Raw genomic sequence first — 25,542 nt, forward strand, 5'->3', positions numbered from 1 at the left:
CCGGGTTTCAACGTTTGTTTTGAACCGTTCCTACTGGAACGTTCCGAACGCGCGGAGAAGTGTTCCAGCGTTGATCGGATCCGAATTGGACGTGACATCGAGTCCGACTATTCCAACGAGGCGCGGGCGTTGGTTGGAATTCCACATCGATTCCAATTAATTCGCGCTGACAACCGAAGCGAGGGCGGGTAGTCGCCTTCAAGACCATTTAGACCAGTCCAAAAACGGTACTTACCAGCCATTTTGGAAGCTTGGACCGGTATGGACACATCTAGGACAGCACTACCGCACGCATGTCAGGGTTGTTCCGACCCCTCGTCCATGGTTCACTGGACCGCGAGTCGAGCGCGGCGATCTCCTCGCGCGCCGACTCCCCCGGACTCAAACAGGGAATGTGACCGAGAATCGGGGTGAAACCGGTGGGCTTCCGTCCGCAAGCGGAGGTCCACCCTCAGCATCTCGGACTCGGCCTTGTTTATGCCGGAGCGTCCGGTTCCATTGTTCGAAACTCGGGTGGGAGTGTTGTCTGTGGCGAATAATCGGGCACGATTATGATCGGATGGAAGTATTCCGGGTGGGTGTTACCGGCTGACGGGTGGTAATTCGTTGTGTTTGGGGTGGTGGGGTTCCGGAGAGAGTTGCGTTTGGGGTGGGATTCCGGCGAGAACGTTGCGTTTGGGGTGGGCTTCCGGAGAGAACGTTGCGTTTGGGGTGGTGAGGTTCCGGAGAGAGAGTTGCGTTTGGGCTTGTTGGCTGGCTCCCGAAGTTCGCCGGGCACAGTCAGGTGTTCCTGCCGCGGGAGTTACACGGATAGTGCTGAGCGCGTCGGGTGCCGTACCCGACTGTAGGCGCGCGCCGGGTGCGCGGTGGCTTGTTCCGGCGTGGTCGTCTGGCTGTGGTGCCGTTCTCGAGCGCTTCTTTTCGGGGGCGGGCAAATGGTCTGCGGGCGCTTTGGGATCTGCACCAGTTCTCGGGACTTGCACCGGTTGTGGGCGGCCAGAAAGGGTGTTGATCCCGAGAAGTGGTGCAGCTGTGGGGATTCCGCGTGTCGACACGCACCAAGCTGTCGCTTGGTACACAACGACCTGGGGTTTCTGCCGTGATCGGCTGCGCGCGATAGTGCGGCCGGGGGCTTCACAGACCGTCTCTACGGTTCACAGCAGCTACAACCCCTGTGAACCGCATCGAAACTCTATGAACCCCCACCTATCTGTCGCTTGGTCCAGACAAACCCGACCACCCTCCCTTCCCAAGCCGCTCGAGACGCAACCACAGCCAGATGACCACACCGGAACCAGACACCGCGCACCTGACCTGCACCTACAGCCGGGTACGGCACACGACGCGCCCAGCATAATCCGGTGCAAACCTGGGACGGGCTACACATCACGGGTAGCCTCCACACCGAAAACCACTACCGCCCAACCGAACTCAACACACCAGTCCGGCGCGCAAACCAGGGACAGCCACACCGTCACGGGTAGTCACCACGCCCGCAACGGTCGATGCGTTCACAGAATGGCTTCGAGCACTGCGTGAATCGCACGCAGCCGGTGTGGTTCGAGCGACGTGGAGCTGCCACGGAGTCGCGGGGCTCAACCGAAGGCACCCTGCCGCCAAAAGTGCCGCGATCCAATCGACGCCGAGCGTCCCTGGAGTCTCCACTTGCCACACGAACTGGGAACCAACGGGTTCCGCTCACGCAACTCCGGGCTGCCCCTCCCCACGTCATCACGCTGCGACACCATGCCCGACCTGACCGACCCCCACTGCACCGCAGAAGGACTCACCGCCGCCGCGGTCCGAGCCACCACGAATCCGCCGCCGGAGTCTCCGCACGCCACACGAACTGGGAACCAACGGGTTCCGCTCATGCAACTCCGGGCTTCCGCCACCCGACGTCACCACGCTAGCGACACCAAGCCCGACCTGACCGACATCCACTGCACCGCAGGAGGACTCACCGCCGCCGCGGTCCGAGCCACCACGAAACCACCGCCGAAGTCTCCGCACGCCACACGAACTGGGACCCAACGGGTTCCCGCCCACGCAACTCCGGGCCTGAGCCGCCTGACCCAACGCCCTAGCGATGTCGTCCCCGATCTGGCTGGCACCGGCTGCGCCGCGATCGCGGACTCGCCGCTGCCGACGCGGTCCAAGCCCCGCGAAGCCACCGCCGAAGTTTCCACACGCCACACGAACTGGGGCTCAGGGATTCCATTCATGCAACTCCCGGCCTCGGCCGCCTGACCCACCGGGCCAACTGTGCCGAGCCGGACCTGGCCAGGAACAATTGTGCTGCGGTTGCCGGACTCGCTGGTGCCTGGTCGGGTGCGGTGGGCAAACGCGCATCCAGGGGGTACACGGGTTGACGCCGCGGATCCCATGCCGCGGTCATTGGCGAGAAGTCGACGCCGCCCCGAAAGTTGGCTGCAGCGAACAACTCTCGGGCGCTCAGCGGCAGGATCGCACCGCGTCGCGTCGCCTGTTCCACCACCTCGATCACCATCGCGACGACCTCGGCCGTTTCCGGACTTCGGCTGTGTCTGCCGCTGCGCCGCTCGCCGGGACGATAGATCCGCACCAGGCGGCCCGCCTCGTCGTGCTCGACCATCGTCACCGCACTCACCAGCCCGTAACCCGTTCGAGCCGGGGCCGCGGACACTCGCCACGCGACGGCGTACACCGCCGGTTGCAACTCGGTGACCGCACGGGTACCCGCGGGCCCCAGATGCACCAACTCCCCACGCTCACCATAGATCCCGAGCACGCCGGACTCGGTGAACACGATGTCGCCGGGCCGCACCGCCAGATGTCGCAGCGCGACCGCCATGACCGGCAGCTCGAACCGGATCTCGGCGGGCAACGGCAGGTCGATCGCCTCGAACGCCGCACGCACCAGCCACGCCTGCGGCCCCTCATACGGAAACACCAGCCGATCAACCGCCCGCAGCGCCGCCAAGCCCGGCACCGCTGCCCGCCCCGCAACCTCGACCAGCCGACTCGCCGCACCCATCGCCCGCTCGTAAGCTGCGACAACCTGTTCCGTCGATCGTGGCCCCTCCGACTCTCCTGCCAACCCCGCGACCGGTGGCTCTTCCGCCGACCACGAACCCTCCGGCCGTTCCGTAGACTGCCGCACCTCGAGTTCTTCCGCCGACCTCCAGCCCTCCGGCTCTCCCGCCATCCACGGCCTGTCCAACTCGCCCGCCCTCCACAGCAGTTCCGGCGATTCCGCCGACCGCGATCCGTTCGACTGTTCCGCAGACCGCCGCCCTCCCGCCGACCACCGGCCCTCCGACTCTCCCGCCATCCACGCCGTTTCCGGCGATCCCGCCGACCGCGATCCGTTCGACTGTTCCGCAGACCGCCGCCCTCCCGCCGACCACCGGCCCTCCGACTCTCCCGCCATCCACGCCGTTTCCGGCGATCCAGCCGGCCGCGATCCGTTCGACTGTTCCGCAGACCGCGGCCTTCCCGCCGACCACCGGCGCTCCAACTCTCCCGCCATCCACAGCGGTTCCGGCGATTCCACCGGTCGCGAACCCTTCGACGGTTCCGCAGACCGCGGCCCTTCCGGCGACCACCGGTCCTCCGGCTCTACCGGCGACCACCGGCCTATAAGCCCTTTCGCCGACCACGAACCTTCCAGCTTCTCCGCCGGCCACGAAGTCTTCGATGCTTCTGCCCGCCAATTGTCCGCTGGCTCGTCTGCCGACCGGGGACCTCGTGGCGCCGGCGCCGATGACCGACTTACCGGTTGCGCGGCGTCGTGCTCCGGCGGATCGACGAAATGGGGTGGCGCGACGTCCGCGGGGCACGGCGCGATGTGCACCGGCCGCAGCGGCCGGTCCGGGATCCGCCGGTTGGGGTCCGGCCCCGCGCTCGGGAGGTCCGGCCTGCTTTCCAGGGGCACCGACGGCCAGGTGATGCGGCGCGTCATGCGAATTCGATCGGGCTGTACCGGTTGGGGATTCGGGTCGCCGGTGCCGAGCAACAGTGCCGTGCCGTTCCCTGCGTACAGGGCGAAGCCGCCGTCGAGCCGGATGAGAATGTCGCCTGGCTCGGCCTGGTCCCACGGCACCTGCACTCCGGCTTCGGCCTGCTCGCCGGCCCGCGTGTGCAGGGCGATGCCGGCCGCGGCATATCCTCGGCGCACCAGCCTCGCCGCAGCGGTGGGATCGTCGTGCCGCACACCGCTTTCGAGTTCCGCGCGCACCATCCGCAAGGCCATGCGGCCCGGCGAGATCCGTACGCCCGAATCCCGTACGGCACTGCCCACCCACCGGCCGGAGCGGTCAGGCGGCGAGGCATCGGCCGCTTTGCGCGCGCCCGGCTGCCACGCTTCCGCCGCGAACGGCTCGTACACCGCAGGCGACAGCAACGTGATGAACTGCTGGCCGACCGCAGCGAAACCTGTTCGGGGCAAGCATGTTCGCGCCAATCCGTGCCATGGACCCGGACGGTCGGGCGCGCCGAGGCCGGTGCCCTCCGACCCACCGTATTCCGGCGCTCCGCTGATCGGCGTGGTGGCGCTCGCGGATCGTCCGGGTGCGTGGCCGCCCGGGGCTTCCGTCGGGGACGGATGCTGCTTGCGCGGGCCGGGCTTGCCCGCCTCCGGATACCTGCGCCTGATCTCCGCACAGCGCTCGACCGCGAACCGCACCAGCTCGGACTCGAGGCCGCAGTGCACCAGATACCGTTGCAGAAGTTCAGGTTTGGGGAAGCTCGAGTAGTCCGGGGCACCGGCGTAGTTGTACACCGTCTGCTTGCCGGGCCGGCCCGCGCAGCGTTTCACGATGTCCGCCCTGGACCGTCCCGAGTCGCGCTGCGCCGCCGCGGTCATCGCCAGGAACTCGACGCGCAGATCCGGGTAGGCGGCCGCGTCGAGGTCGAGGGTGCAGCCCAATTCGGCGCCCAGCCGCGCCAACTCGGCGCTCAATGCGACGAAAAGCGGTCAGTGACACCTGAATCCGGACGTAGCGCATGATCGATCCCCGCGAAACGCCCAGCTCTCCGGACAAGACCGGTCACGTCAACTCCTCAACCTGTGGAACGGAGGAGTCCGCGGGCCGCGAACCGATCACCTCGATCGGTATCTCCTGGGTCGGGATCCATCACCAGATGGGTTCCCGCCCGACGAGCATCGCGTGCCCCGCGAACCCCCAAAGCATTGTGGGTGCAGCCCAATTCAGGGACTTCTGCGACGCAGTGCGCTACCAGCCAGTTACGGTTGGCGCGGCCCCCCACTGCACCGGGGGCTGCCACCAGTCTCCCACTCCGGAACGTTCCTCGGCCACCCTTCGCGAGCAAAAATCACAAATGTGTAACTACGCCTCGAACGCGCCGGGCGCTCGCTCTTGCAAATGCCGTCGACCAGCGGTTTACCTCCGATGAACAGACCACCGAACTCAGCCCCGAATCGACCAGCAGTGCCCAAATGGACAGATACGTTGCGCGCCAACACATGTATCTGTGCATTGCACACCCTTCCCGGCAATGCACACAGTGCAACCTCTTCTGAACCGATCGACCAGCACCCCCAGGCCGCATCCCCATACCGAGCACGACACCCTTATCAGCAACAGCAGAGCGACCGGGACGGTCGTCCGGGGTGACCTCGATCAGCGCGCGGGCGATGGCCAGACACAGGGCGCCGGCCTGTCCCGACGGGCCGCCGCCGACCGGGCGTGGATGCCGAAACTCACGACAGATACGCGACCCAGAGAGCTAAACGCCAAGGCGGCTATACCCCGAGGCGAAGGCAACCTACCCGCGACGACATAGCCGACGCGCACACTCCGGCCTGACGGCCCATCAGACCATCCCGGCGCTGGAAACTCGTTGCTGAACAACAGATCTCGTGCAAGTTTCCGATCGGCCACGACACCGAATCAGCGGCAAGCTGCGCTTCCTCGCCCCAAGTCCCCGCCGCCCACACCGTCATTTGAAGACGCTGAACCACGTCGGGAAAGCAGACTCCGTATGCAGAGCAGACCGCCACGAACGAGCGGGCCCGTCCACAGTACGACCTTCGTCCTATACGCGGACTACGCCACGACCCCGGCACCGCACCGCACCGTTCCCTCGGCCACGCACGCCGCATCGGCAGAGGTTACGGCCGCAGCAGGAGGTGCCACGCCAACGCAGTGCGCGTCAGGTACCGCACGGTGCAGGCTGCGTCGGCAACGCATGCTGCCGCAACGAAACACGTTGCGGCAGCAGTGTGGACTGCGGCACTGACGCAGGTCTTGCCTGCAATGCGCGTTGCGGACCAACGCGGGTTACTGCGCGAACTATTCAGGCACCGTTGCAAACGCAAGCCCATGCTGAGGGTGCGGGCTGGGGCGGCGGCGCGAACATCGTCCCTCGTGCGAACATCGTCCCTCGTGCGGACTTGGTCCACGGTGCGGGCTGCGGCGGCGACGCACGCTGGGGTAGCGGGACAGGCTGCGGCAGCGGTGTGGGCTGTGGCGCTGGTGCAGTTCGCGTCGGCAATGCGCATTGTGTCCACGGTGCAGGTGGCGCGGAGAAGGCCGGCATCGCATACGCCGACCACGTCGAGGGTGGGGGTTGCGGCGGCAGCATGAGCTTCATCGCAGGGGTGATCGCCGGCGGAAGCACTGACCCCGTCGGCGAACCAAACCGTGTCGGCCATCGGAACTCCGCCTGCGGTGCGGTCCGCACCTGCGGGACAAGCGTCGGCACCCCGGACTGCGGCGCCGGCGTGACCTTCGTTGGAGGAGTGATCTCCGGCGAAAGCGCAAGCCTCGTCGGCGAAACAGACTGCGCCGACCAACCGGGCCCCACCTGCGGGACAGACCGCACCCGCGAAGCGAGTTGCATCGGCACCTCAGGCTGCGGCGGCAGCATGACACTTGTCGCAGGGGCGATCTCGGGCAGAAATGCTGACTGGGTCCGCGTAACAGACCGCGTCGGCGATTTCGGCCCCGCCTGCGGTGTAGACGGCGCTCCGGCCCCTGGCCGTGGCGCAGACCGTGACGAGGCTCCCGACCCCGTCCACGATGCAGATCCCGGGGACGCTTCGTGCCCACCGAACGGCGCAGACCGCGACGGCACTCCCGACACCATCCGCCGTGCAGATCCCGGCGTCCCTCCGGACCCCATCGACGGCGCAGACGGTAGTGGCGCTCCGGAAACCACCGGTCGCGCAGACCGTGGCGCCCCGCCGGGCCTCAGCTGCGGCGCAGACTGTCGCGGCGCGGACTGTGGCATCGGTGCGGGCTGGGGCAGCAGAACGGGCGGGGTCTGCGGTCGCGGAGTTGCGCCGAGGGCCGCGCGGGCGGCGCGGGCCAGGGCGGTCGCGGTCGGAAAGCGTTCGGCGGCAACCTTTGCCATGCCTCGACGGATTACGGCGTCCATGGCGGGCGGGACCGTCGGCCGCAGTGTGCTGGGGCGCGGCGGCGGATCGGTCAGTTGGCGGTGGATCACCTCGCCTGTGGTCGCGGCGGGAAATGGCGGCAGACCGGTGAGTGCTTCGAAGAGCACGCCGGTGAGCGCGTAGATATCGGAGCCGGCGGTGACGGAGGTGGTCGTGAAACGCTCCGGTGCTCGATACGCGCAGGCTTCGACGCTGGCTCCGGGCCCGGAATCGGCGGCCGGGTGGGCGATTCCGAAATCGCTGAGATAGGCGGCACCACCGGGGGTGAGCAGGATGTTGGCCGGTTTCACGTCGGCGTGGACCAGCCCGACCGCGTGCGCGGCGTCCAACGCGGCAGCTACCTGTTCGATAACGGACACCGCCTGTTCCGCGGTGACCGGACCGCGTCGCAGCACGGTGTGCAGGTCGGTGCCGTCGATCAAACGCGTGGCGGCGAACAGCACGCCGTTGATCACACCCCAGTCGTGGATCGGGACGATGTACGGCGCGGCGAGCTGTGCGGCGAGCGCGGTCTGCCTGCGAAAGTTGGCCTGGTAGGCCGGATCCAGGGCCACTGCCTCCGACAGCAGTTTGACCGCGACCCGCCTGCCCTGGATGGTGTCGAAAGCCTCGTAGACCTCACCCATCCCGCTCTTGCCCACGAGCGACCGCAGCCGGTAGCGCCCGAACCGCGCCCCGGTGCGGCGCCCGAGCGAGCGCGGGCGAGCCGCGAAAGGCTGCTCGCCGCCGACGTTGGCAGCCTGTCGCCGCTCGTTGTTGATCCGGTCGATGATCTCGTAGGCGGGCACCGGGCGACGTTCCGGCTCCGGGCCGAACCCCACGGAATCCGCCTGCACCGAACCAGGTTTCGGTGCCGAGCTGATTCCGACCAGCAGCTCGTGCATGTTGCGCGCCTGCGGCCTGCGCCGAGGCAATCTCGGCAGCGGCGGGGTCGAGATGTCGATCAGATCCTTTGCGGTCAACGACATTTCCCGGGCACCCGTGCCACGCGTGGCGGATTCACGGGGCGTTGTCGGCGGACCGGTCTCGTCTCGGTGCGGCGGTTCCACCAGCGCGGCGGCCGCGTTGCCGAACAGGTGGACCAGGGCGGCCGTGGTCAGGACGCCGGCGAATATCGCGCCCGAGGCCGGGTAGCCGGAGATGCCGACCCACCCTCCGGCGGCGGTGCCGATCAGCACGCAAACCGTGCATTCCATCGGCACGTCGGTGAACAGGAGACGCACCCCGCGCATGCTCAACGAGGCGAGCCACCAGCCGGTCCACACCAGCCCCACAGTCCCGGCGACCGTTCCGGCCGCCAAAGCGTCACCGGCATGCGGGACGACCGTCGCGATCGCCGCCACTGCCACACCCGCCAGCGCCACGACCGCCGGCGCGTTCGCCAGCCGGTGGTACGCCGTGCGGCGGTTCCGTTCGACGGCACCCAACCCCACCATGACCAGCGCGCACAGCAATGCCGCGAGATACGCCACGGTCACCGGTCCGGCCAACGTCCGATCCGTGCCGGCCAGCGCATGCAGCAGCACGATGATCAGCGCGGCCGACCCGATCAACGTCAGGATCGAACTGACCTGCCAGGATCGGCGCGCACACCGCGAATCTCCGCGAACCGAACCAGCTTCCGTACCCGACCGTCCCCCCGCGCCCGATGCCGCACTACGGCCGGTGGCCGATCCGTCCGCGTGATCGAGCGCAGGCTGTTTCACTGCGGACGCGGAGCCCGTCCGAGTCGGACGCGTCACCGAAGGCGCAGGCTCTCCCGACACCTGCACAGAACTCATCGACGCGGACGCAGAACCTGTTGGCACCGGAGTGACCAACGCTCGCCCCAAGCCTGGCCCGACCTGCACGGAACTCGCCGGTGCCGAAACGGAATCCGCCGAACTGTGCACAGCACCACCCGGACCCCGCACAGAAACCACCACCGACCCTTGCACCACCGGCCAGAGACCAGGCGACACCCGTACCGGACCAGCAGTAGACACAGAACTCGCCGGTGCCGGAACGGAATCCGCCGAATGGTGCGCAGCACCACCCGGGACCTGCTCAGAAACCGCCGCCGGCCGGAAACCCGGCGACAGCTGCGGACTCTGGGGCGACACCGAACTCGACGGTCCGGGCGCATCGATCGGCGGCAGCTGTGCAGAATCCGACGGCACCGCAACCTGGCTTGTCGGCATTTGCACGGCACTCGGCGGGACCGAATCGGGACGCGCCGGTACCTGTGCAGCGGTCGGCGATACCTGGACAGGACCTGTCGACACCGCCACCGAGCCGGTCGAACCCTGCCCACGATCCGAAGGCGTCGACGAGGGTGCAGGGCTCGCCAGCACATGGTCCGGCGATACGTGGACACGACTCGGCCACGCGAATGCACCGACGGGCGGAACGTGCGCAGAATTCGGCGGCAGCTGCGAAGCTTTCGGCGGCACCGCGATCAGACTCGCCGCCTCTGGCACAGGGTCGGCCAGTGCCTGAACAGGATTCGGCGACACCTGCACAGAGCTCCCCGACGTCGCGAACGGACTCGTCGGCTCCCGCCCACGACCCAGCTGTGCCGACACGGGACGGACCACATCCGGTGTAGAACTCAGCAGCCCCGACACCACACCCGCTTCCGTCCCAACCGGACTTGCTGCCCCGCGCCCCAACTGCGACGGCACCGAACCCAGCAACGCCGACACAGAGTTCACCGACGCCGCGACCGAATCCGTTGGCCCGTGCCCACAATTCAGCTCCGACGGCGCGGGACTGACCGAGTCTGGCGTGGAACCCACTACCTCCGGCGCAGAGTTCACCGACATCGCGACCGGGCTTACCTCCCCCCGCTCACGCCCCAATTGCGACGACGCCGAACCAACCGCGCCCGGCGTACAACCCAGCCGCTCCGACGCAAAGTTCACCGACACCGCGACCGGGCTTACCTCCCCTCGCTCACACCCCGACTGCGACGACGCGGCACTGCCCGCGCCTGGTGTCGAACCGAGCAGCTCCGACCCGGGGCTCGCCCACGTCGCGACCGAACCTGTCGCCCCGTGCCTCGAAGCCGACGGCGTCGACATGGGACTTACCGAGCTCTGCGCAGAACCCGGCAGCTCCTGCACAGCACTCGGCGACGCGGACGCAACCGCCCTCGGGCCCACCCCTCCACCCTCCTGCGCGACTTGGACTTTCCTCTTCTTCGGCGTAGGCGGGGTGGGTTTGGCACGTGCCGCGTCGAGCCGCTCCCACAGCGCCAGCACCCGGCGGAGCTGGTCGGGTGTGAGTTTGCAGTAGCGGAAGATCGCCTCGACTTGGACGCGGTTGCGGGGCAGCGCGGTGTAGCCGGGTCGCAGCCAGTTGTAGACGGTGCTGCGGGAGATGTCGGTGTAGGAGCTGAGCTGACCCCGGGTGAGGCCGGATGCGGTGTGGGCGGCGCGCAGGATCGCCAGGAACTCCTCGGGGGTTTCCGCTTCGAGCTCGAGGGCATCGAGGGCTTCCCGGACTGCGGTGGACGTCGCCGTGTTCACCGGTCGCGGTGCCAATGACCCAGGGCTTCGGGCGATGCGGCGCACCGCCGTCCGGCCGTCACGCCGACGTTCGTGGATAGCAGACCGTCGATGGTCACGAGCACTCCTCAAGTCCGGCAAGGAGTTCTGCGGGCGGCGGGATCGCGGCCGACCGCGGTACGCGGCGGGCCACGATGCACCGGTCGAGCGAAGCGATCTTCCTGCGTCACGGACTCCACGCTGTGGTTTCACGAATACGTCAGTCGAAGGCAGCGCCAATTCTTTCACGGTTCGACCGACCGTATCCAGCCCTATTGACCCGAAGATGCCCCCGCCGAACACAATTCATGTACAACTCGGTCCAAACTACGGCCCTACCTGCATGTTCACTTACTATCACGCACCGTCGAAAGAGTTCATTGGACCGTAGATGGACGCGTTTGGAATTCCAACAAATCCATTGTTACCCAGTGATTTTGCAATTGCATTTGCATGCCCACTCAGCTGTGCATACTCGATCCCGATCATCAAGCCCGGTCGTGCAGGGTGACCTGATAGCCGTCGGGATCGGCGAAGGTGAAGGTCCGGCCGAAGGGCCCGTCGATCGGTGCGGCGACGATCGGGTGCCCGTCGGCGACGAGCGCATCGTGGATCGCTTGGACATCCGTGGCGTGCAACCAGATCGCGGCCCCGATGCCGGGCTGCGCCACGGAGGCGAGATCGGTGCCGGGAACGAGGTCGCGGAGCGCGAACGCGATCGGCTCGGTCTCGAAGACGACCGCGTGCGGCGGCCCGGCCTCGGAGCGGACGAGGCCGAGGTACTGCTCATAGAACGCTTGTGACGCCGCGAGGTCGCGGGTTTGGAGCGAGAGGAAGTCGGGGCCGGTAACAGGCATGGTGATGCTCCTTCGTTGCGTGTCAGTCTTCTGACACGACTCAACCTATGTCAGAATACTGACATGAGTCAAGACGGAGTCGACCTGCAGACGTCACTGGGCTACCTGTTGAAAGAGGCATCGAGTGCGCTCCGCACGGCCATGGACGAGGTGCTGCGCCCACTCGGAATGAGCGTGACGCACTACTCCTGCCTCGAGCTGCTGGCGCAACGACCGGGCCTGTCGAACTCCGAACTCGCACGGGGCGCGTTCGTGACACGGCAGACGATGAACGTGCTGCTCCAAGCCCTGGAACGAGACGGCTACGTGACCCGGCCCGCGGCGGCGCCCGTCGGCAAGGTGCTGCCCACCCGGCTCACGCCCCGTGGACGTCGAAGCCTCGAGCAGGCGTCCGCAGCTGTCCGATCCGTCGAGCTCAGAATGCTGGCCGGGCTGAGCGACACCGAGCAGTCAGGGGCGTTCCGGATATTGCAGAGCATGATCCAGTCCCTGCGCGCGGGCGACGCGACGGATCACTAGACCAGCCAGGCCGCGGCGTTCGGCGGAAGGTGACCGCCGTCGAGCGGGATGCTGGCGAGCAGCACGTCGCCGGGCGGCAACTGGGTCGGCGTATTCGAGGCGTTCAGCACACAGACCAGCCCACCCGGGCGGCGGAAGGCGAGACAGCCGGGCGGGCTGCCGTACCACTCGATCCGATCTCCCGCGAACTCCGGCCGCATGCTGCGCAGGTCGATGGCCATCCGATACAGCGACAGGGTGGAGCCGAGTTCTTCCAACTGCGCCTCGACCGTCTGGTTCGCCCAGCCGACCGGCATCGGCAACCACGGTGTGCCGGTGGTGAATCCGAACGGCGGCGTAGTGCCCTCCCACGGAATCGGCACCCGGCAGCCGTCGCGACCGCGTTCGGTGTACCCGGATCGTTCCCACGCCGGATCCTGGAGCACCTCGTCCGGCAGATCGTCCACGTTCGGCAGGCCGAGTTCCGCACCGTTGTAGATGAATACGGCTCCGGGCAGCGCGAGTTCGAGCATGATCATCGCGCGAGCCCGCGCCACCCCTTCGGGCCCGCCGCCGTACCGGGTGACCTCACGTTTGATGTCGTGGTTGGACAGCGTCCAGGTGGGCACGGCCGCCACCGGAGCGACCGCGGCGAGCGAATTGTCGATCGCGTCGCGCACGCTGTCCGCGTCGAACGTGGTCTCGGCCAGCCGGAAGTTGAACGCCAGATGCAATTCGTCGGCGCGGACGTACTCCCCGAACCGGACGTTGTCGTTGACCCACACCTCGCCGATGGACACCGCTTCGGGGTATTCGTCGAGCACCTTGCGGATGCGGCGGTGGATCTCGTGCACCGCCGGATTGTTGAAGCGCAGATCGTCGTCATCGTTGACGAGCAGCGCGGAGGTGACCTTCGCCATATCCGGCAGGCCTTCCGGCTTGGCCATCCCGTGCGCCACGTCGAGCCGGAAGCCGTCGACACCGCGGTCCAGCCAGAAGCGCAGCGTCTTCTCGAAATCCGCGGCTACCTCGGGGTTTTCCCAGTTCAAATCGGGCTGCTCGGACGCGAAGATGTGCAGGTACCACTGGCCTGGCCTGCCATCGGACTCGCGAACCCTGGTCCAGGCCGGGCCGCCGAAGATGCTCGGCCAATTGTTCGGCGGCTCGTCACCATCGGGCCCACGGCCGTCGCGGAAGATGTAGCGGGCCCGCTCCGGACTGCCCGGCCCCGCCTCGAGCGCCGCGTGGAACCAGGGATGTTCGCTGCTGGTGTGGTTCGGCACCAGGTCCATTGTGATCTTGATCTGGCGGTAGTGCGCCTCGGCGATCAGCTCGTCCATCGCGGCCAAGCCGCCGAACATCGGATCGATATCGCGCGGATCGGCGACGTCGTAGCCGCCGTCGGCCATCGGTGACCGCATCACCGGGCACACCCACAGCGCGTCGACGCCGAGCAGTTCCAGATAGCCGAGCTTGTCCCGGATCCCGCCGAGATCACCGACGCCGTCGCCGTCGGAATCCGCGAAGGAACGGGGATATACCTGGTAGAACACGGCCGACCGCCACCATGGTTGCGTGGTGCGATCCACCGTCGCCGGCCCGGCTGGTGTATCAGTCACACAGCCAATAGTGCCAAAGATCTACGGTAAAAACCCTTAGGCGGAGCAGCAATCTCGACTTCGGGCAAATTGCCAGCGAGCGCGCGAACACTCCGGCCAGGACAGGAACTACCTCGGGCCGTAGGGGTACGCGCGCGAAACGATCTCACCAGGGTGCGTTCATCAGCGAATTCGCCGCCATCTCCAGGTAGTCGAGTAGGGCCTTGCGATGCTCGTCGTCGAGCAGCTCGGGTTCGATCTCGGCGACGGCGATTCGCATGCACCGCAGCCACGCGTCGCGCTCGATCGGCCCGATCACGAACGGGTTGTGCCGCATGCGCAGCCGCGGATGGCCCCGCTCGTCGGAGTAGGTGCGCGGTCCGCCCCAATACTGTTCGAGGAACATCCGCAGCCTGCGTTCCGCGGGGCCCAGATCCTGCTCGGGATAGAGCGGACGGAGCACCTCGTCCTCCGCCACCTCGCGGTAGAACGAGGCGACGATGCGCCGGAACGTTTCCGCCCCGCCGACCGCCTCGTAGAACGACGTCGTCGGCTCGCCCGCCGTTGCCGCTGCTGCCTGCTCGCCCGAAGTCATAGACCCTCTCGATTCGCTGGATGCGCCACAACCATTGTGCGGCCTCCCAAGCCGACCGTCACCTTGCCCCCATCCCGGAAGGCGATAGCTCCTCAGCTGAGCACCGCCACCGGCAAGTGCGGCCTGTGCGCTCCTTACTGGGCCCCAAAGCCCGCCCACATGGCCGTATCCGGCGGTGGAAAATCGCGGAGCGGTGGCTCTTCAGCCACAGTTAACCGGACATTGTTGAAAATCACCGTGCAATGGCCGTCGTTCCATGGTCAACTGAGTGGCAATCTCTGCCGAGCTAACAGCATGATCCTGCCAATCATGAAATTGAGGTCCAGATGAAGCAGCGGCACAGCGCCAGGTCACACGAGGCGCGGACACACCGACAACTCCAGCCCGCCGACGTCCACAATCGTGGGTCGGGGGCTACTCCGCTGCATATCTTGTCCGATCATTATCCGGGCGCGCATCACGGTCATGCCGAGCATGCGCACCGCTCCGCACCGCCGCCCAGTGAGACTCCGAGCTGGTTGAAGCGCCGGGTGCTGCTGCTGAACGCCACCTACGAGCCGCTCACCGCTCTGTCCGCGCGCCGCGCGATCGTCCTGCTCATCTGCGACAAAGCCGACACCGTCCATCATGACGCCGCGGGTCCGGTAGTCCATTCCGCCGAATCCGCCGTGACCATTCCCTCGGTGATCCGCCTGCGCAGTTATGTCCACGTGCCGTATCGGGCCCGCGTCCCGATGACCCGCGCCGCCCTCATGCATCGCGACCGCTATCGCTGCGGTTACTGCGGAAGCAAAGCCGAAACCATCGACCACGTGATTCCGCGCAGCCGGGGCGGCGAACACTCCTGGGAGAATTGCGTCGCCAGCTGCGCGCCGTGCAATCACCGTAAGGCCGACAAACTGCTGAGCGAGCTGGGGTGGACGCTGCGTTCGCCGCTCGTCTCGCCGAAGGGCCCGCACTGGCGGTTGCTGTCCACGACGGCCGATCTCGACCCGGTCTGGTTGCAGTATCTCGGCGAGGGCGCGGCCTGACCGCTCGGCGAAACCGGTAGTGGCTCACGGGTATTCGTTCACGAGCACAGCCCAGGTGTCGGGCTCGAGCGCCTCGAAGACGTGCGGAAGATCGCCCGGATACGAGGTGTAGTCGCCGGGGTGTAGTTCGACCGGCTCGTCGGCCAGACCGACCAGAGCACGGCCGGCCGCGAGCAGGACGTGCTCGACCACGCCCGGCATATGCGGGTCGGAGCTGCGCGCATGCCCCGGCTCGGCGGTCACCCGGAACAGGTCGCGGCGCGAACCCGGCGGGCTGGCCGCCAGCAGCGTGGCGCGGTAGTCGGAACGTTCGGCGGCCAGCACCGGCCCCTCCCCCGCCCGGATCACCTGGACGCGCGGCCGCGGCGGATCGAGCAGACGCGAGAACGGCATGTCCAGCGCGACGCACAACGCCCAGAGGGTCTCGATGCTCGGGTTCCCGGTGCCCGATTCCAATTGCGACAGTGTGGACTTCGCGACCCCGGCGCGGCTCGCGACCTCGGTGAGGGACAACCCGGCCCTGGCGCGTTCGCGCCGCAGCGCGACCGCGATCATCGCCTGCGGCGTCGTCGCCGTCGGTTCGTCCTGCGCCATCCCCAACTCCCGTCACGTAGCAGACCGCTCAACAGAAAACCATATTGACGAACCGGGCGACCATGTTCACTATAAACAACATGCGTTCGATATGGCGAACACTCGGCCGGGACACGTTCACCGGGATCGCGGCGGTGTGCCTCGCGGTCTGGGTGATCGGCGTCTCGTACGGCGCCACCGCGGTGACCAGTGGCCTGCCGGTCTGGTTGCCCATCGCACTCGGTTTCACGGTACTGGCGGGCGGCGCCGAGTTCCTGTTCATCGGGATCGTCGCAGCGGGCGGCAGCCCGATCGCGGCTGTGTTCGCCGGGCTGGTGGTGAATGCCCGGCATCTGCCCTACGGACTCTCGGTGCCGGACGTGGTCGGGACCGGCTGGCGCCGAATGTTCGGGGTGCATCTGATGAACGACGAATCCGTGGCGATGGCCCTGGCCCAGCCCGATGCCGAGCGTAAACGTGCGGCCTACTGGGCCACCGGCTTCGGCGTGCTGCTCGCCTGGCCGAGCGGCGCCGCGATCGGTGCGCTGATCGGGTCGGTGGTGCCCGACACCTCGATCCTCGGCCTCGACGCGGTGTTTCCCGCGGTACTGCTCGCGCTGGTCATTCCGGCACTGGCGGACCGCGCGACGTTGCGGGCCGTGCTGGCCGGTGTGGCGCTGGCCCTGATCAGCGCGCCCTTCCTGCCCGCCGGAATGCCGGTACTGGTGGCACTTCTGGGAGTGCTGGTAGCGATACCGCGACGAGAAGACGAGACATCCGCGCCGGAGCAGCCCGTCACGGTACCCCAACGCACACCCACGAACTCGGAGGCGACGTGCGAATGATGCTGGTGGCCGGAATGTTCGCCCTCGCCGCGGGCACCTTTGCATTCCGTTGGGCCGGGCCGGCGCTGCGCGAACGTATTCGCTTCCCCGCGCGGACCGTTCGCGTCCTCGAGGTCGGCGCGGTGGTGCTGCTCGCCGCCCTGGTGGCGGTGACCGCTCTACCCGCGGGGACCGGCCATCTCGGATTCGCTTTACCCGCAGGCGTTCTCGTCGCGGGACTGCTGGCCTGGCGCAAGCTGCCGATCCTGGTGGTCATCCTCGCGGCCGCCGGGACCACCGCGCTGCTGCGCTTCCTCGGCATCGCCTGATCCACGAGACCCGTTGCGCACCCGAGCATTCGGCGCCCCGGCTGCTCGGGTGCGCGAGATCAGCTCGGCGACAGGGAGATACCGCCGCCGAGGCGGCGGGCGACCGAACCGTAGCGGGCATCGATGCGCAGCCAGGTGCGGCTGGCCCGGACGCGGACGATCTCGGTGGGCATGATCCGCCGAGAGTCCGCCTTGTCGCCCGAATGCGGGATGAAATCCATTGCGGTGAGCGCGAAGACGACCCGCATCGGAACCTGCACCTGGGTGCCTGCCCCGGATACGGTCAGCACCGTCTGGTCCAGCAGCGAGGCGGGCGGGCCGTGGCTGCTGCCGTGCTCCTTCGCCAGCTGCGCCCCTTGCTCGGCCAGTTCGACGAGGGTGCGGGCGGGAACGTCATCGATGTGTGCGAAACCATCCGGCGGCGGCAGCGCACCGCGCCAGGCGGAATCCATCGAGTACCCGAGGTCGATCGGCAGGCCGGAACCCAAACCGGTCAACACCAACTCTGCGTCGACGGTGACATCGTCGACCCCGAGTTCGGCGACCACGGTGCGCACCGCGAGCGTCTCGAAACCCGTTGCCACCCAGGCCGAAACGTACTGCGCCCCGCGGCGGCGGATACGTACCACCGCCGCGGGGTCCAGCCGCACCGCCCGAGTCAGGAACGTCGCGAGATTCTCCCGCTCCGCCGGATCGGACACATGCAACACCCGCTGTTCTGACATCACGACCGTGCTGGATCAGTCGTTACGCCACTGCGCGAGATAATCCCGCTCGTCATCGGTGAGCCTGCGCAACCGCTGCGCCTGCATGTCGAACGCGGCGATCTGCGTGGCAGCGATCACGGCCGGCGGCGAGTCCGGGGCCGCGGCGGCGGCCCGCACCTCGTAGCCGATGGTGAAGTCGACGGCCCGCAGCTGCTCGATCCACATGGCGATATCGAGCGGCGTGTCCTCGTGCCGCAGCTGACCGCGGTAACGGACCCGCAGGTCGGCGAGGACGCAGCCCGTGCCGAGCGCGGCGGTCGGCCGGCCCGGCTCGAGCAGCCACGGGATGCGCGCTTCCTCCAGCAGGGTCACCATGCGGGCATGGTTCACATGCTGGAAAGCATCCATGTCCGACCATCTGACCTCGACCTGGGTGTGGAAACGCTTGGGCAGCACGGCTTGGCCGCCCTGCGCCTTCCCGTGACCGTTCAACGGACTCGTCACCGTGCTGCTACCTCCGACTGGGCGCCCACCCCGCTCACCATGCTTCGCACCTGCCGCGCTGCAACCGACAGCGTGGCGAGATCGTGGGTTCCGGACTCGAACAACTCCGACAGTGCGGCACGGGCACGCCCGAGCCTGGACTGATTCTTCGACTCCCAGTATGCAATCTTCTCGTCCGCGCTCTCCTCCGGGTCTCCGGCGGAGAGCACGTCCAGGGTGAGCGAGCGCAGCGACGCGTACATGTCGTCGCGCAGCGCGAGCCTGGCCAGTGAGTGCCAGCGGTCGCCGCGTTCCAGGTGGCTGACCGCCTGCAACAACCAGTCGATCTTGAGGTGCTCGTTCAGCGCGTAGTAGAGCGCGCCGACCTCGTCGCCGTCCCGGTCGGTGATATCGGCGATATCCACGATGTCCAGCAGCGGGAACAGGTTGAGCAGCCCGAACACCTCGGTGGCCAGGTCGGTCGGCGCCCCGCGCGCGATCAGCTCGGCCGACTGATCGGTGAGCGTCGAGACATGGTGCCCGCGCAGCCAACCCGGCACCTTCGGCGCCAGTTCCTGCACGTCCCGGCAGTACCGGTTGATCTCGGCGCCGACCGCGATCGGCTGCGGCCGGTTGCTCAGGAACCACCGCGACGCCCGGTCCAGGGTGCGCTTGGTCTCCAGTTCCAGCAGGTCACGCACCGAGGTGGTGGCGTCGGCCGCCCGGATCCGCGCCCACATCTCCGGCAGGCCGAAGATCTCGGTGGCCGCGGCGAACGCGCGCACCGAGTCGGTGGCGGTGGCGCCGGTCTCCTCGCTCAACCGGTGCGCGTAGGTAATGCCGCCGTAGTCGACCATCTCGTTGACGATCATCGTGGTGAGGATCTCGCGACGCAGCCGGTGCTTCTTGATCGCCGCACCGAACCGGTCGCGCAGCGGCGTCGGGAAGTAGTCCGGCAGCCGGGTGGTGAAGTAGGCGCTGTCCGGCAGATCCGTCTGGAGCAGGTCCGCCTTGAGCGAAAGCTTCACGTGCGCCATCAGATTCGCCAGCTCCGGCGAGGTCAGGCCCGCACCCTCCTCGAGCATGCGCTGCATCTGCGCCTCGGAGGGCAGCGCCTCCAGTTCGCGGTCCAGACCGCGGCGCTCTTCGAGATCATCGATCAGGCGCATGTGCACGTTCAGCATCTGCGGCGCGTCGGTGCGCGAGATACCCATCAGGAAGTTCTGCGCCACATTGTCTTCGAGCACGATCTGCGCGACCTCGTCGGTCATCGAGGCGAGCAGCGGGTTGCGATCTGGCTCCGCCAGTTCGCCGCTGCTGACGACACCGTCGAGCAGCACCTTGATGTTGACCTCGTGGTCGGAGCAGTCGACGCCCGCCGAGTTGTCCAGCGCGTCGGTATTCATCTTGCCACCGTTGCGGCAGAACTCGATCCGGCCGAGCGCCGTCGCACCCAGGTTGCCGCCCTCGCCGATCACCTTGACGCGCAACTGGTTTCCGTTGACCCGGACCGGATCGTTGGACTTGTCGCCGACGTCGGCGTTGGATTCGGTGCTCGACTTGATGTAGGTGCCGATGCCGCCGTTCCACAGCAGCTGCGCCGGAGCGAGCAGGATCGCACGCACCAGCTCGGGCGGCGAGAGGGATTCCACATCGTCGCCGAGGCCCAGGGCCTTTCGCGCCTGCGGGCTGATCGGCACCGACTTCACGGTGCGGTCCCAGACGCCGCCGCCGGCACTGATCAGCTTGGCATCGTAATCCGCCCACGACGAGCGCGGCAGCTGGAACATGCGCTGCCGCTCGGCGTAGGACGCCGCCGTGTCGGGGTTCGGGTCCAAGAAGATGTGCCGGTGATCGAACGCGGCGAGCAGGCGGATGTGCTCGGAGAGCAACATGCCGTTACCGAACACGTCACCGCTCATGTCACCGATACCGACGACAGTGAAATCCTCTGTCTGCGTGTCGATATCCATCTCCAGGAAGTGGCGCTTGACGCTCTCCCAGGCGCCCTTGGCGGTGATGCCCATCGCCTTGTGGTCGTAGCCCGCCGAGCCACCGGAGGCGAACGCGTCGCCGAGCCAGAAGCCGTAGCGCTTGGCCACATCGTTGGCGATATCGGAGAAGGTCGCGGTGCCCTTGTCCGCGGCGACGACCAGGTAGGTGTCGTCACCGTCGCGACGGACCACCCGAGCCGGCGGCAGCACCTTGCCGGTGGCGCGATCGACGTTGTCGGTCACGTCCAGCAGGCCGGAGATGAAGGTCCGGTAGCAGGCGACGCCCTCGGCGCCCAGGGCCTGCCGATCCGCGACCGGATCACCCGTGGCGGCCGGCGGCTGCTTCACCACGAAGCCACCCTTGGCGCCGACCGGGACGATCACCGCGTTCTTCACCGCCTGCGCCTTGACCAGGCCGAGCACCTCGGTGCGGAAATCCTCGAGCCGGTCCGACCAGCGCAACCCGCCGCGCGCGACCGGACCGAACCGCAGGTGCACACCCTCGACCCGAGGCGAGTACACGAAGATCTCGAACTGCGGCCGCGGCTTGGGCAATTCGCTGATCTCGCGCGGCTCGACCTTCATCGACAGGTAGTCGCGCGACATGCCCTCGGCGTCGGTGACGTAGTAGTTGGTGCGCAGCGTCGCCCGGATCAGGTTGAGGATGGCGCGCAGGATGCGGTCGGCATCCAGGCTGACCACCTCGTCGATGCGGGCGCGCACCTGGGTTTCCAGTTCGGCGGCGTGCTCGGCCGAGACGGTGTCCGGGTCGAACCGCGCACCGAACAGGTCGACGAACAGCCGTGCCACATCCGGATAGGTGAGCAGCACCCGGGAGATGTTCGCCTGGCTGTACGGGAAGCCCGCCTGCTGCAGGTATTTCGCGTAGGCCCGCAGGATCGAGACCGCACGCCACGGCAGCCGGGCGCGCAGCACCAGCTCGTTGAGGCCGTCGGCTTCGGCCCGGCCGTACCAGGCCGCCTCGAACGCCTCGGTGAATCGCTCACGCAGGCCACGCACTTCGGCCTCGAGCACCGCGGCGCGCTTGGACGACTCCAGCAGTTCCGCGTCCAGGTCCCGGTCGAGCGCGCTGCGCAGCAGCTCCGGGCGGGCCAGCAGACCGAAGTCGTAGATCCAGCGCTCGCCGCCGCTGCTCGGGTCGCCGCCCTGCTGCGGTTCCAACTCCAACTGATAGGGCCGCTCGTCGACGACCTCGACACCGAGGCTCTGCAACACCGGCAGCACCTGGCTCAGCGAGATGCCCGCGCCGCCGACGTAGAGGGAGAAGCGCCAGCTCCCCGGATCCGAGCCCGCGTTGCGGTACAGGTACTGATCGATACCGCCGTCGCGCAGGTGCTCGAGCCGGACGATATCGGCCAGCGCGCGGTCGGCTTCGAAATCTTCCTTGTAGGCGTCCGGGAAGGCCACGGCGTAGCGCTGCACCACCGCCGGGTCCAGCATCGTCGAGGTACTGACCTCGTCGTTCAGGTGGTCTTCCCAGGTGCGGCTCGCCTCGGCGAGCAGGCCCTGGATGCGCAGGCGGTTGGCCTCGGAGGTGTCCGCCGCCGGTGCCGCCGCGTAGCGCGGGGCGACGTGCTCGGCCGCGGGCATGCGCACAGTGAAATACACACTGGCCAAATCGCTTTCGGCGACCCGGGCGGAGTAGTCGATATCGACACCGCCCAGCTCCCGGACCAGGATCTCCTGCATTTCCAGGCGCACCCGGGTGGTGTACCGGTCACGCGGCAGGTAGACCATGCAGGCCACGAAGCGGCCGTAGCCGTCGGCGCGCAGGAACAACCGCACCTGCCGGCGCAGCCCGATGTTCAGCACCGCCAGGGCGGTCTTGCGCATCGTGTCGTCGTCGGAGGAGAACAGCTCGGTGCGCGGGAAGGATTGGATGACCTCGAGCATCGCCTGCCCGGAGAAGGAGTCCAGATCGAACCCGCTCTCCTCGATCACCGAGCGCACGCGCCGCTCGATCACCGGAATGTCGAGCACGTTCTCGTGCACGGCGGTCACGGTGAAGACGCCGATGAACAGGTGCTCGCCGACGATGGTGCCGGACTCGTCGAAATCGGCGACGCCGATGAAGTACGGGTAGACCGAGCGGTGCACGGTGGCCGGGACCAGGCCCTGGGTCAGGATCAGCAGCGGCCGGTCGATCGCGTTGATCGGCACCTGGAAATCGGTGCCCACGTCGGGCCGCAGCACGCCGAGGCAGGTGCCGGGCAGTGCGTTGGAGGACTGCTGTTCCTGCTCGGAACTCAGCCGGTAGCGGGCGTACCCGAGCACGGTGAAGTTTCCGCTGGACAGCCAGCGCAGCAGGTTCGCGGTGTCGACCAGGTCGGTCTCCGAGAACGGCGCCTTGCCGGACTTCGCGGCCAACTCCAGGTCCTCGGCCAGCTTGCTCTGGACATCCTTGATCGCTTCGGTGTCGCCGATGACCTGGCGCACGTCGGCGATCACATTCGGCAGGCCGGATTCGATCCGGCTCAGCTGCGCCCGGCTGGTGGCCGGGTGCAGTTGCAGATGCATCCAGGACTCGCGCAGCCCGGCCGCGCCGTTGCCGTCCACCTCGTGCGGGGCGGCTTGTTCGAGGCGTCCGTCCGCGTCGCGCTCGACCTCGAAAATCGGATGGATAACTTCGCTCACGCTCACGCCGAGCCTGCTCAGCGACGCGGTGACCGATTCGACCAGCAGCGACATATCGTCGGTGACGACCTGTACTGCCGCGCCGAGGCCGGAGCTGTCATCCGGGTGGTACACCCGCACTAGTGCCCGGCCGGCCGGACGGTGCATGGCCAATTCCATGTGCCGTCGGAAGATCTGTGTGATGCCGGTGATCGCGCAGTCCACATCGCCAGCGTCGACGTGGCGGAAATACGCCTCCTCGAGGGTCGCCAGTTCGCCGCGCAGCGCCTGCGGCAAACCAGCGGCCCACGCCGCACTGGACAATTCGGACGAGACCGTCATTTTTTCGCCAACTCCTCGGATTCGGTTCCGTAACAAAGCGACGCCGGTCCGAGAGTAGCTGTACGTCGAAGACGCGGGGGTGAAATCCCTTCCAATCCTGGGGTGTTCACCACAACCGCCGTGTTCGCCACGCGATTGCCGATCTCGAACGGATGATCTCGGCACACAGCATCGTTCGGACCCACGAACGTCAGGTGTGCGCGACAGGTGCTTTCCGCGGCGGCAGCGGGGCCGAAGCACCTCGGTTCAGCTCGGCCACCACCTCGGCGGTGCGGACCGCCGACTGCTCGAACTGCGCCTTCGCATTCACGTATCCCACCCTAGCGAGATCCGCGCGGGTCGTGTGCGCGGGCCGGTCGCCGTTGTGCCGGATCCGAGACAGTACTTTGGAGGTACTTCGGGTATCACTCATCGGGGTAGGTGCGCGGCGCACCTACCCCGAAACGACCGGGTCAGTCGCGAGTGAGCTTGCGGTGGGTGACCCGGTGCGGGCGAGCCGCTTCGACACCGAGGCGCTCGATCTTGTTGGCCTCGTACGCCTCGAAGTTGCCCTCGAACCAGAACCACTTGGCCTCGCTGTCCGAGTCGCCCTCCCACGCGAGGATGTGGGTGCAGGTCCGGTCGAGGAACCAGCGGTCGTGCGAGATGACCACGGCACAACCGGGGAACTGCTCGAGCGCGTTCTCCAGCGAGCCGAGCGTTTCCACGTCCAGGTCGTTGGTCGGCTCGTCGAGCAGGATCAGGTTGCCACCCTGCTTGAGGGTCAACGCCAGGTTCAGCCGGTTGCGCTCACCACCGGAGAGCACGCCCGCGGGCTTCTGCTGATCCGGACCCTTGAAACCGAACGCGCTGACGTAGGCCCGCGACGGCATTTCCTGGTTGCCGACCTGGATGAAGTCCAGGCCCTCGGAAACCACCTGCCAGACATTCTTCTTCGGGTCGATGCCCGCACGGTTCTGGTCGACGTAGCTCAGCTTGACCGTCTCACCGATCTTCACCGTGCCGCTGTCCGGCGCTTCCAGGCCGACGATGGTCTTGAACAGCGTCGTCTTACCGACACCGTTCGGACCGATGACGCCGACAATGCCGTTGCGCGGCAACGTGAACGACAGATCCTTGATCAGCTGCCGATCGCCGAAGCCCTTGTCCAGGTGCTCGACCTCGACGACCACGTTGCCCAGGCGCGGACCCGCCGGAATCTGGATCTCCTCGAAATCCAACTTCCTGTGCTTGTCGGCCTCCGCCGCCATCTCCTCGTAGCGGCCGAGGCGCGCCTTGTTCTTCGCCTGCCGCGCCTTGGCACCCGAGCGCACCCAGGCCAGCTCGTCCTTGAGCCGCTTCTGCAGCTTCTGGTCCTTCTTGCCCTGCACCTCGAGTCGCTGGGCCTTCTTCTCCAGATAGGTGGAGTAGTTGCCCTCGTACGGGTAGGCGCGGCCGCGGTCCAGTTCGAGAATCCACTGGGCCACGTTGTCGAGGAAGTACCGGTCGTGCGTGACGGCGAGGACAGCGCCCGCGTACGCGGCCAGGTGCTGTTCGAGCCAGAGCACGCTCTCGGCGTCGAGGTGGTTGGTCGGCTCGTCGAGCAGCAGCAGGTCGGGCTTGCTCAGCAGCAGCTTGCACAGCGCGACGCGGCGGCGCTCACCACCGGAGAGGTTGGTGACCGGCTCGTCCGGCGGCGGGCAGCGCAGCGCGTCCATGGCCTGCTCCAGCTGGGAGTCGACGTCCCAGGCGTCCGCGTGATCCAGGTACTCCTGCAGCTTGCCCATCTCGTCCATGAGCTCGTCGGAGTAGTCGGTGGCCATCAGCTCGGCGATCTCGTTGAAGCGATCCAGCTTCACCTTGACCTCGCCGAGGCCCTCCTCGACATTGCCGCGGACCGTCTTCTCCTCGTTGAGCGCCGGCTCCTGCATCAGGATGCCGACGGTCGCGTCGGTCGCCAGGAACGCGTCGCCGTTGTTCGGCTGGTCCAGTCCGGCCATGATCTTCAGGACACTGGATTTACCAGCACCGTTCGGGCCGACGACACCGATCTTGGCGCCAGGAAGGAAGTTCAAGGTGACATCGTCGAGCACGACTTTGTCGCCGTGCGCCTTGCGAACCTTCTTCATCGTGTAAATGAACTCAGCCATACAGGGAAGCCTATCGGTA

General features: G+C 67.3%; 14 protein-coding genes and 1 pseudogene. 4 read left to right on the plus strand and 11 right to left on the minus strand.

Translation table 11 applies throughout. The annotated features are described in order from the left end of the window. Positions 1 to 2,221: 2,221 nt before the first annotated feature. From NVU01S_RS06625 to NVU01S_RS06640, 4 genes and pseudogenes are all read right to left on the minus strand, one after another. A complete protein-coding gene (locus NVU01S_RS06625) occupies positions 2,222 to 4,942 on the minus strand; it encodes an NlpC/P60 family protein (RefSeq protein ID WP_063048075.1) in 2,721 nt (906 codons plus the stop codon). Positions 4,943 to 5,598: 656 nt separating this feature from the next. After that, positions 5,599 to 5,697 (minus strand): annotated as a pseudogene (gene rpsI, locus NVU01S_RS45345) (30S ribosomal protein S9); the annotation flags it as partial. A 603-nt stretch (positions 5,698 to 6,300) separates the two neighbouring features. Next, positions 6,301 to 8,955 carry a serine/threonine-protein kinase gene (locus NVU01S_RS44130; protein WP_052280532.1) on the minus strand — a complete coding sequence of 885 codons (2,655 nt, stop codon included), beginning with the start codon at positions 8,953 to 8,955 and terminating at the stop codon, positions 6,301 to 6,303. Between the two features lie 2,462 nt (positions 8,956 to 11,417). Beyond that, entirely contained in the window at positions 11,418 to 11,786 is a 369-nt protein-coding gene (locus NVU01S_RS06640) for a VOC family protein (RefSeq protein WP_043669587.1), read from the minus strand. A 63-nt stretch (positions 11,787 to 11,849) separates the two neighbouring features. On the opposite strand from NVU01S_RS06640, the gene NVU01S_RS06645 reads away from it, so the two are divergent. Then, a complete protein-coding gene (locus NVU01S_RS06645) occupies positions 11,850 to 12,305 on the plus strand; it encodes a MarR family winged helix-turn-helix transcriptional regulator (protein WP_043669590.1) in 456 nt (151 codons plus the stop codon). On the opposite strand, the gene NVU01S_RS06650 is transcribed toward NVU01S_RS06645, so the two are convergent. Both NVU01S_RS06650 and NVU01S_RS06655 read right to left on the minus strand, forming a co-directional pair. Next, positions 12,302 to 13,903, minus strand: a complete 1,602-nt coding sequence (locus NVU01S_RS06650; protein ID WP_373864186.1) for a glycoside hydrolase family 13 protein — start codon at positions 13,901 to 13,903, stop codon at positions 12,302 to 12,304. The genes NVU01S_RS06645 and NVU01S_RS06650 overlap by 4 nt on opposite strands. A gap of 145 nt (positions 13,904 to 14,048) precedes the next feature. Next, entirely contained in the window at positions 14,049 to 14,477 is a 429-nt protein-coding gene (locus tag NVU01S_RS06655; RefSeq protein ID WP_043669596.1) for a globin, read from the minus strand. A gap of 326 nt (positions 14,478 to 14,803) precedes the next feature. On the opposite strand from NVU01S_RS06655, the gene NVU01S_RS06660 reads away from it, so the two are divergent. Then, a complete protein-coding gene (locus tag NVU01S_RS06660) occupies positions 14,804 to 15,508 on the plus strand; it encodes an HNH endonuclease (protein ID WP_175068871.1) in 705 nt (234 codons plus the stop codon). 24 nt (positions 15,509 to 15,532) lie between these two features. On the opposite strand, the gene NVU01S_RS06665 is transcribed toward NVU01S_RS06660, so the two are convergent. After that, entirely contained in the window at positions 15,533 to 16,102 is a 570-nt protein-coding gene (locus NVU01S_RS06665; RefSeq protein WP_244467222.1) for a helix-turn-helix domain-containing protein, read from the minus strand. An 80-nt stretch (positions 16,103 to 16,182) separates the two neighbouring features. Here NVU01S_RS06665 and NVU01S_RS06670 point away from each other — a divergent pair, with 80 nt between their 5' ends. Further along, positions 16,183 to 16,926 carry an AzlC family ABC transporter permease gene (locus NVU01S_RS06670; protein ID WP_043669599.1) on the plus strand — a complete coding sequence of 248 codons (744 nt, stop codon included), beginning with the start codon at positions 16,183 to 16,185 and terminating at the stop codon, positions 16,924 to 16,926. Beyond that, complete coding sequence (locus tag NVU01S_RS06675) at positions 16,923 to 17,234, plus strand: AzlD domain-containing protein (protein WP_043669603.1); 312 nt, start codon at positions 16,923 to 16,925, stop codon at positions 17,232 to 17,234. The genes NVU01S_RS06670 and NVU01S_RS06675 overlap by 4 nt, the downstream gene beginning before the upstream one ends. A 59-nt stretch (positions 17,235 to 17,293) precedes the next feature. On the opposite strand, the gene NVU01S_RS06680 is transcribed toward NVU01S_RS06675, so the two are convergent. The 4 genes from NVU01S_RS06680 to ettA form a co-directional block, all read right to left on the minus strand. Beyond that, complete coding sequence (locus NVU01S_RS06680) at positions 17,294 to 17,959, minus strand: DUF8185 domain-containing protein (RefSeq protein WP_043669606.1); 666 nt, start codon at positions 17,957 to 17,959, stop codon at positions 17,294 to 17,296. 15 nt (positions 17,960 to 17,974) lie between these two features. After that, positions 17,975 to 18,433 (minus strand): acyl-CoA thioesterase, encoded by a 459-nt coding sequence (locus tag NVU01S_RS06685; RefSeq protein ID WP_272944304.1) that lies wholly within the window; start codon positions 18,431 to 18,433, stop codon positions 17,975 to 17,977. 8 nt (positions 18,434 to 18,441) lie between these two features. Continuing rightward, the gene (locus tag NVU01S_RS06690; RefSeq protein ID WP_043669609.1) at positions 18,442 to 23,394 is read right to left on the minus strand and encodes an NAD-glutamate dehydrogenase; all 4,953 of its coding nucleotides are present in this window, start codon (positions 23,392 to 23,394) and stop codon (positions 18,442 to 18,444) included. A 452-nt stretch (positions 23,395 to 23,846) separates the two neighbouring features. Further along, a complete protein-coding gene (ettA, locus tag NVU01S_RS06695) occupies positions 23,847 to 25,523 on the minus strand; it encodes an energy-dependent translational throttle protein EttA (RefSeq protein WP_014982533.1) in 1,677 nt (558 codons plus the stop codon). Positions 25,524 to 25,542: the final 19 nt, after the last annotated feature.

This window comes from Nocardia vulneris (assembly GCF_001613425.1).
Taxonomy (GTDB): domain Bacteria; phylum Actinomycetota; class Actinomycetes; order Mycobacteriales; family Mycobacteriaceae; genus Nocardia; species Nocardia vulneris.

Excerpts from the sequence above, each read along its gene's own strand:
- NVU01S_RS06670 (WP_043669599.1), top strand. The coding sequence starts at position 16,183 with ATGCGTTCGATATGGCGAACACTCGGCCGGGACACGTTCACCGGGATC.
- NVU01S_RS06665 (WP_244467222.1), bottom strand. The coding sequence starts at position 16,102 with ATGGCGCAGGACGAACCGACGGCGACGACGCCGCAGGCGATGATCGCG.
- NVU01S_RS06660 (WP_175068871.1), top strand. The coding sequence starts at position 14,804 with ATGAAGCAGCGGCACAGCGCCAGGTCACACGAGGCGCGGACACACCGA.
- NVU01S_RS06655 (WP_043669596.1), bottom strand. The coding sequence starts at position 14,477 with ATGACTTCGGGCGAGCAGGCAGCAGCGGCAACGGCGGGCGAGCCGACG.
- NVU01S_RS06675 (WP_043669603.1), top strand. The coding sequence starts at position 16,923 with ATGATGCTGGTGGCCGGAATGTTCGCCCTCGCCGCGGGCACCTTTGCA.
- ettA (WP_014982533.1), bottom strand. The coding sequence starts at position 25,523 with ATGGCTGAGTTCATTTACACGATGAAGAAGGTTCGCAAGGCGCACGGC.
- NVU01S_RS06640 (WP_043669587.1), bottom strand. The coding sequence starts at position 11,786 with ATGCCTGTTACCGGCCCCGACTTCCTCTCGCTCCAAACCCGCGACCTC.
- NVU01S_RS06645 (WP_043669590.1), top strand. The coding sequence starts at position 11,850 with ATGAGTCAAGACGGAGTCGACCTGCAGACGTCACTGGGCTACCTGTTG.
- NVU01S_RS06680 (WP_043669606.1), bottom strand. The coding sequence starts at position 17,959 with ATGTCAGAACAGCGGGTGTTGCATGTGTCCGATCCGGCGGAGCGGGAG.
- NVU01S_RS06690 (WP_043669609.1), bottom strand. The coding sequence starts at position 23,394 with ATGACGGTCTCGTCCGAATTGTCCAGTGCGGCGTGGGCCGCTGGTTTG.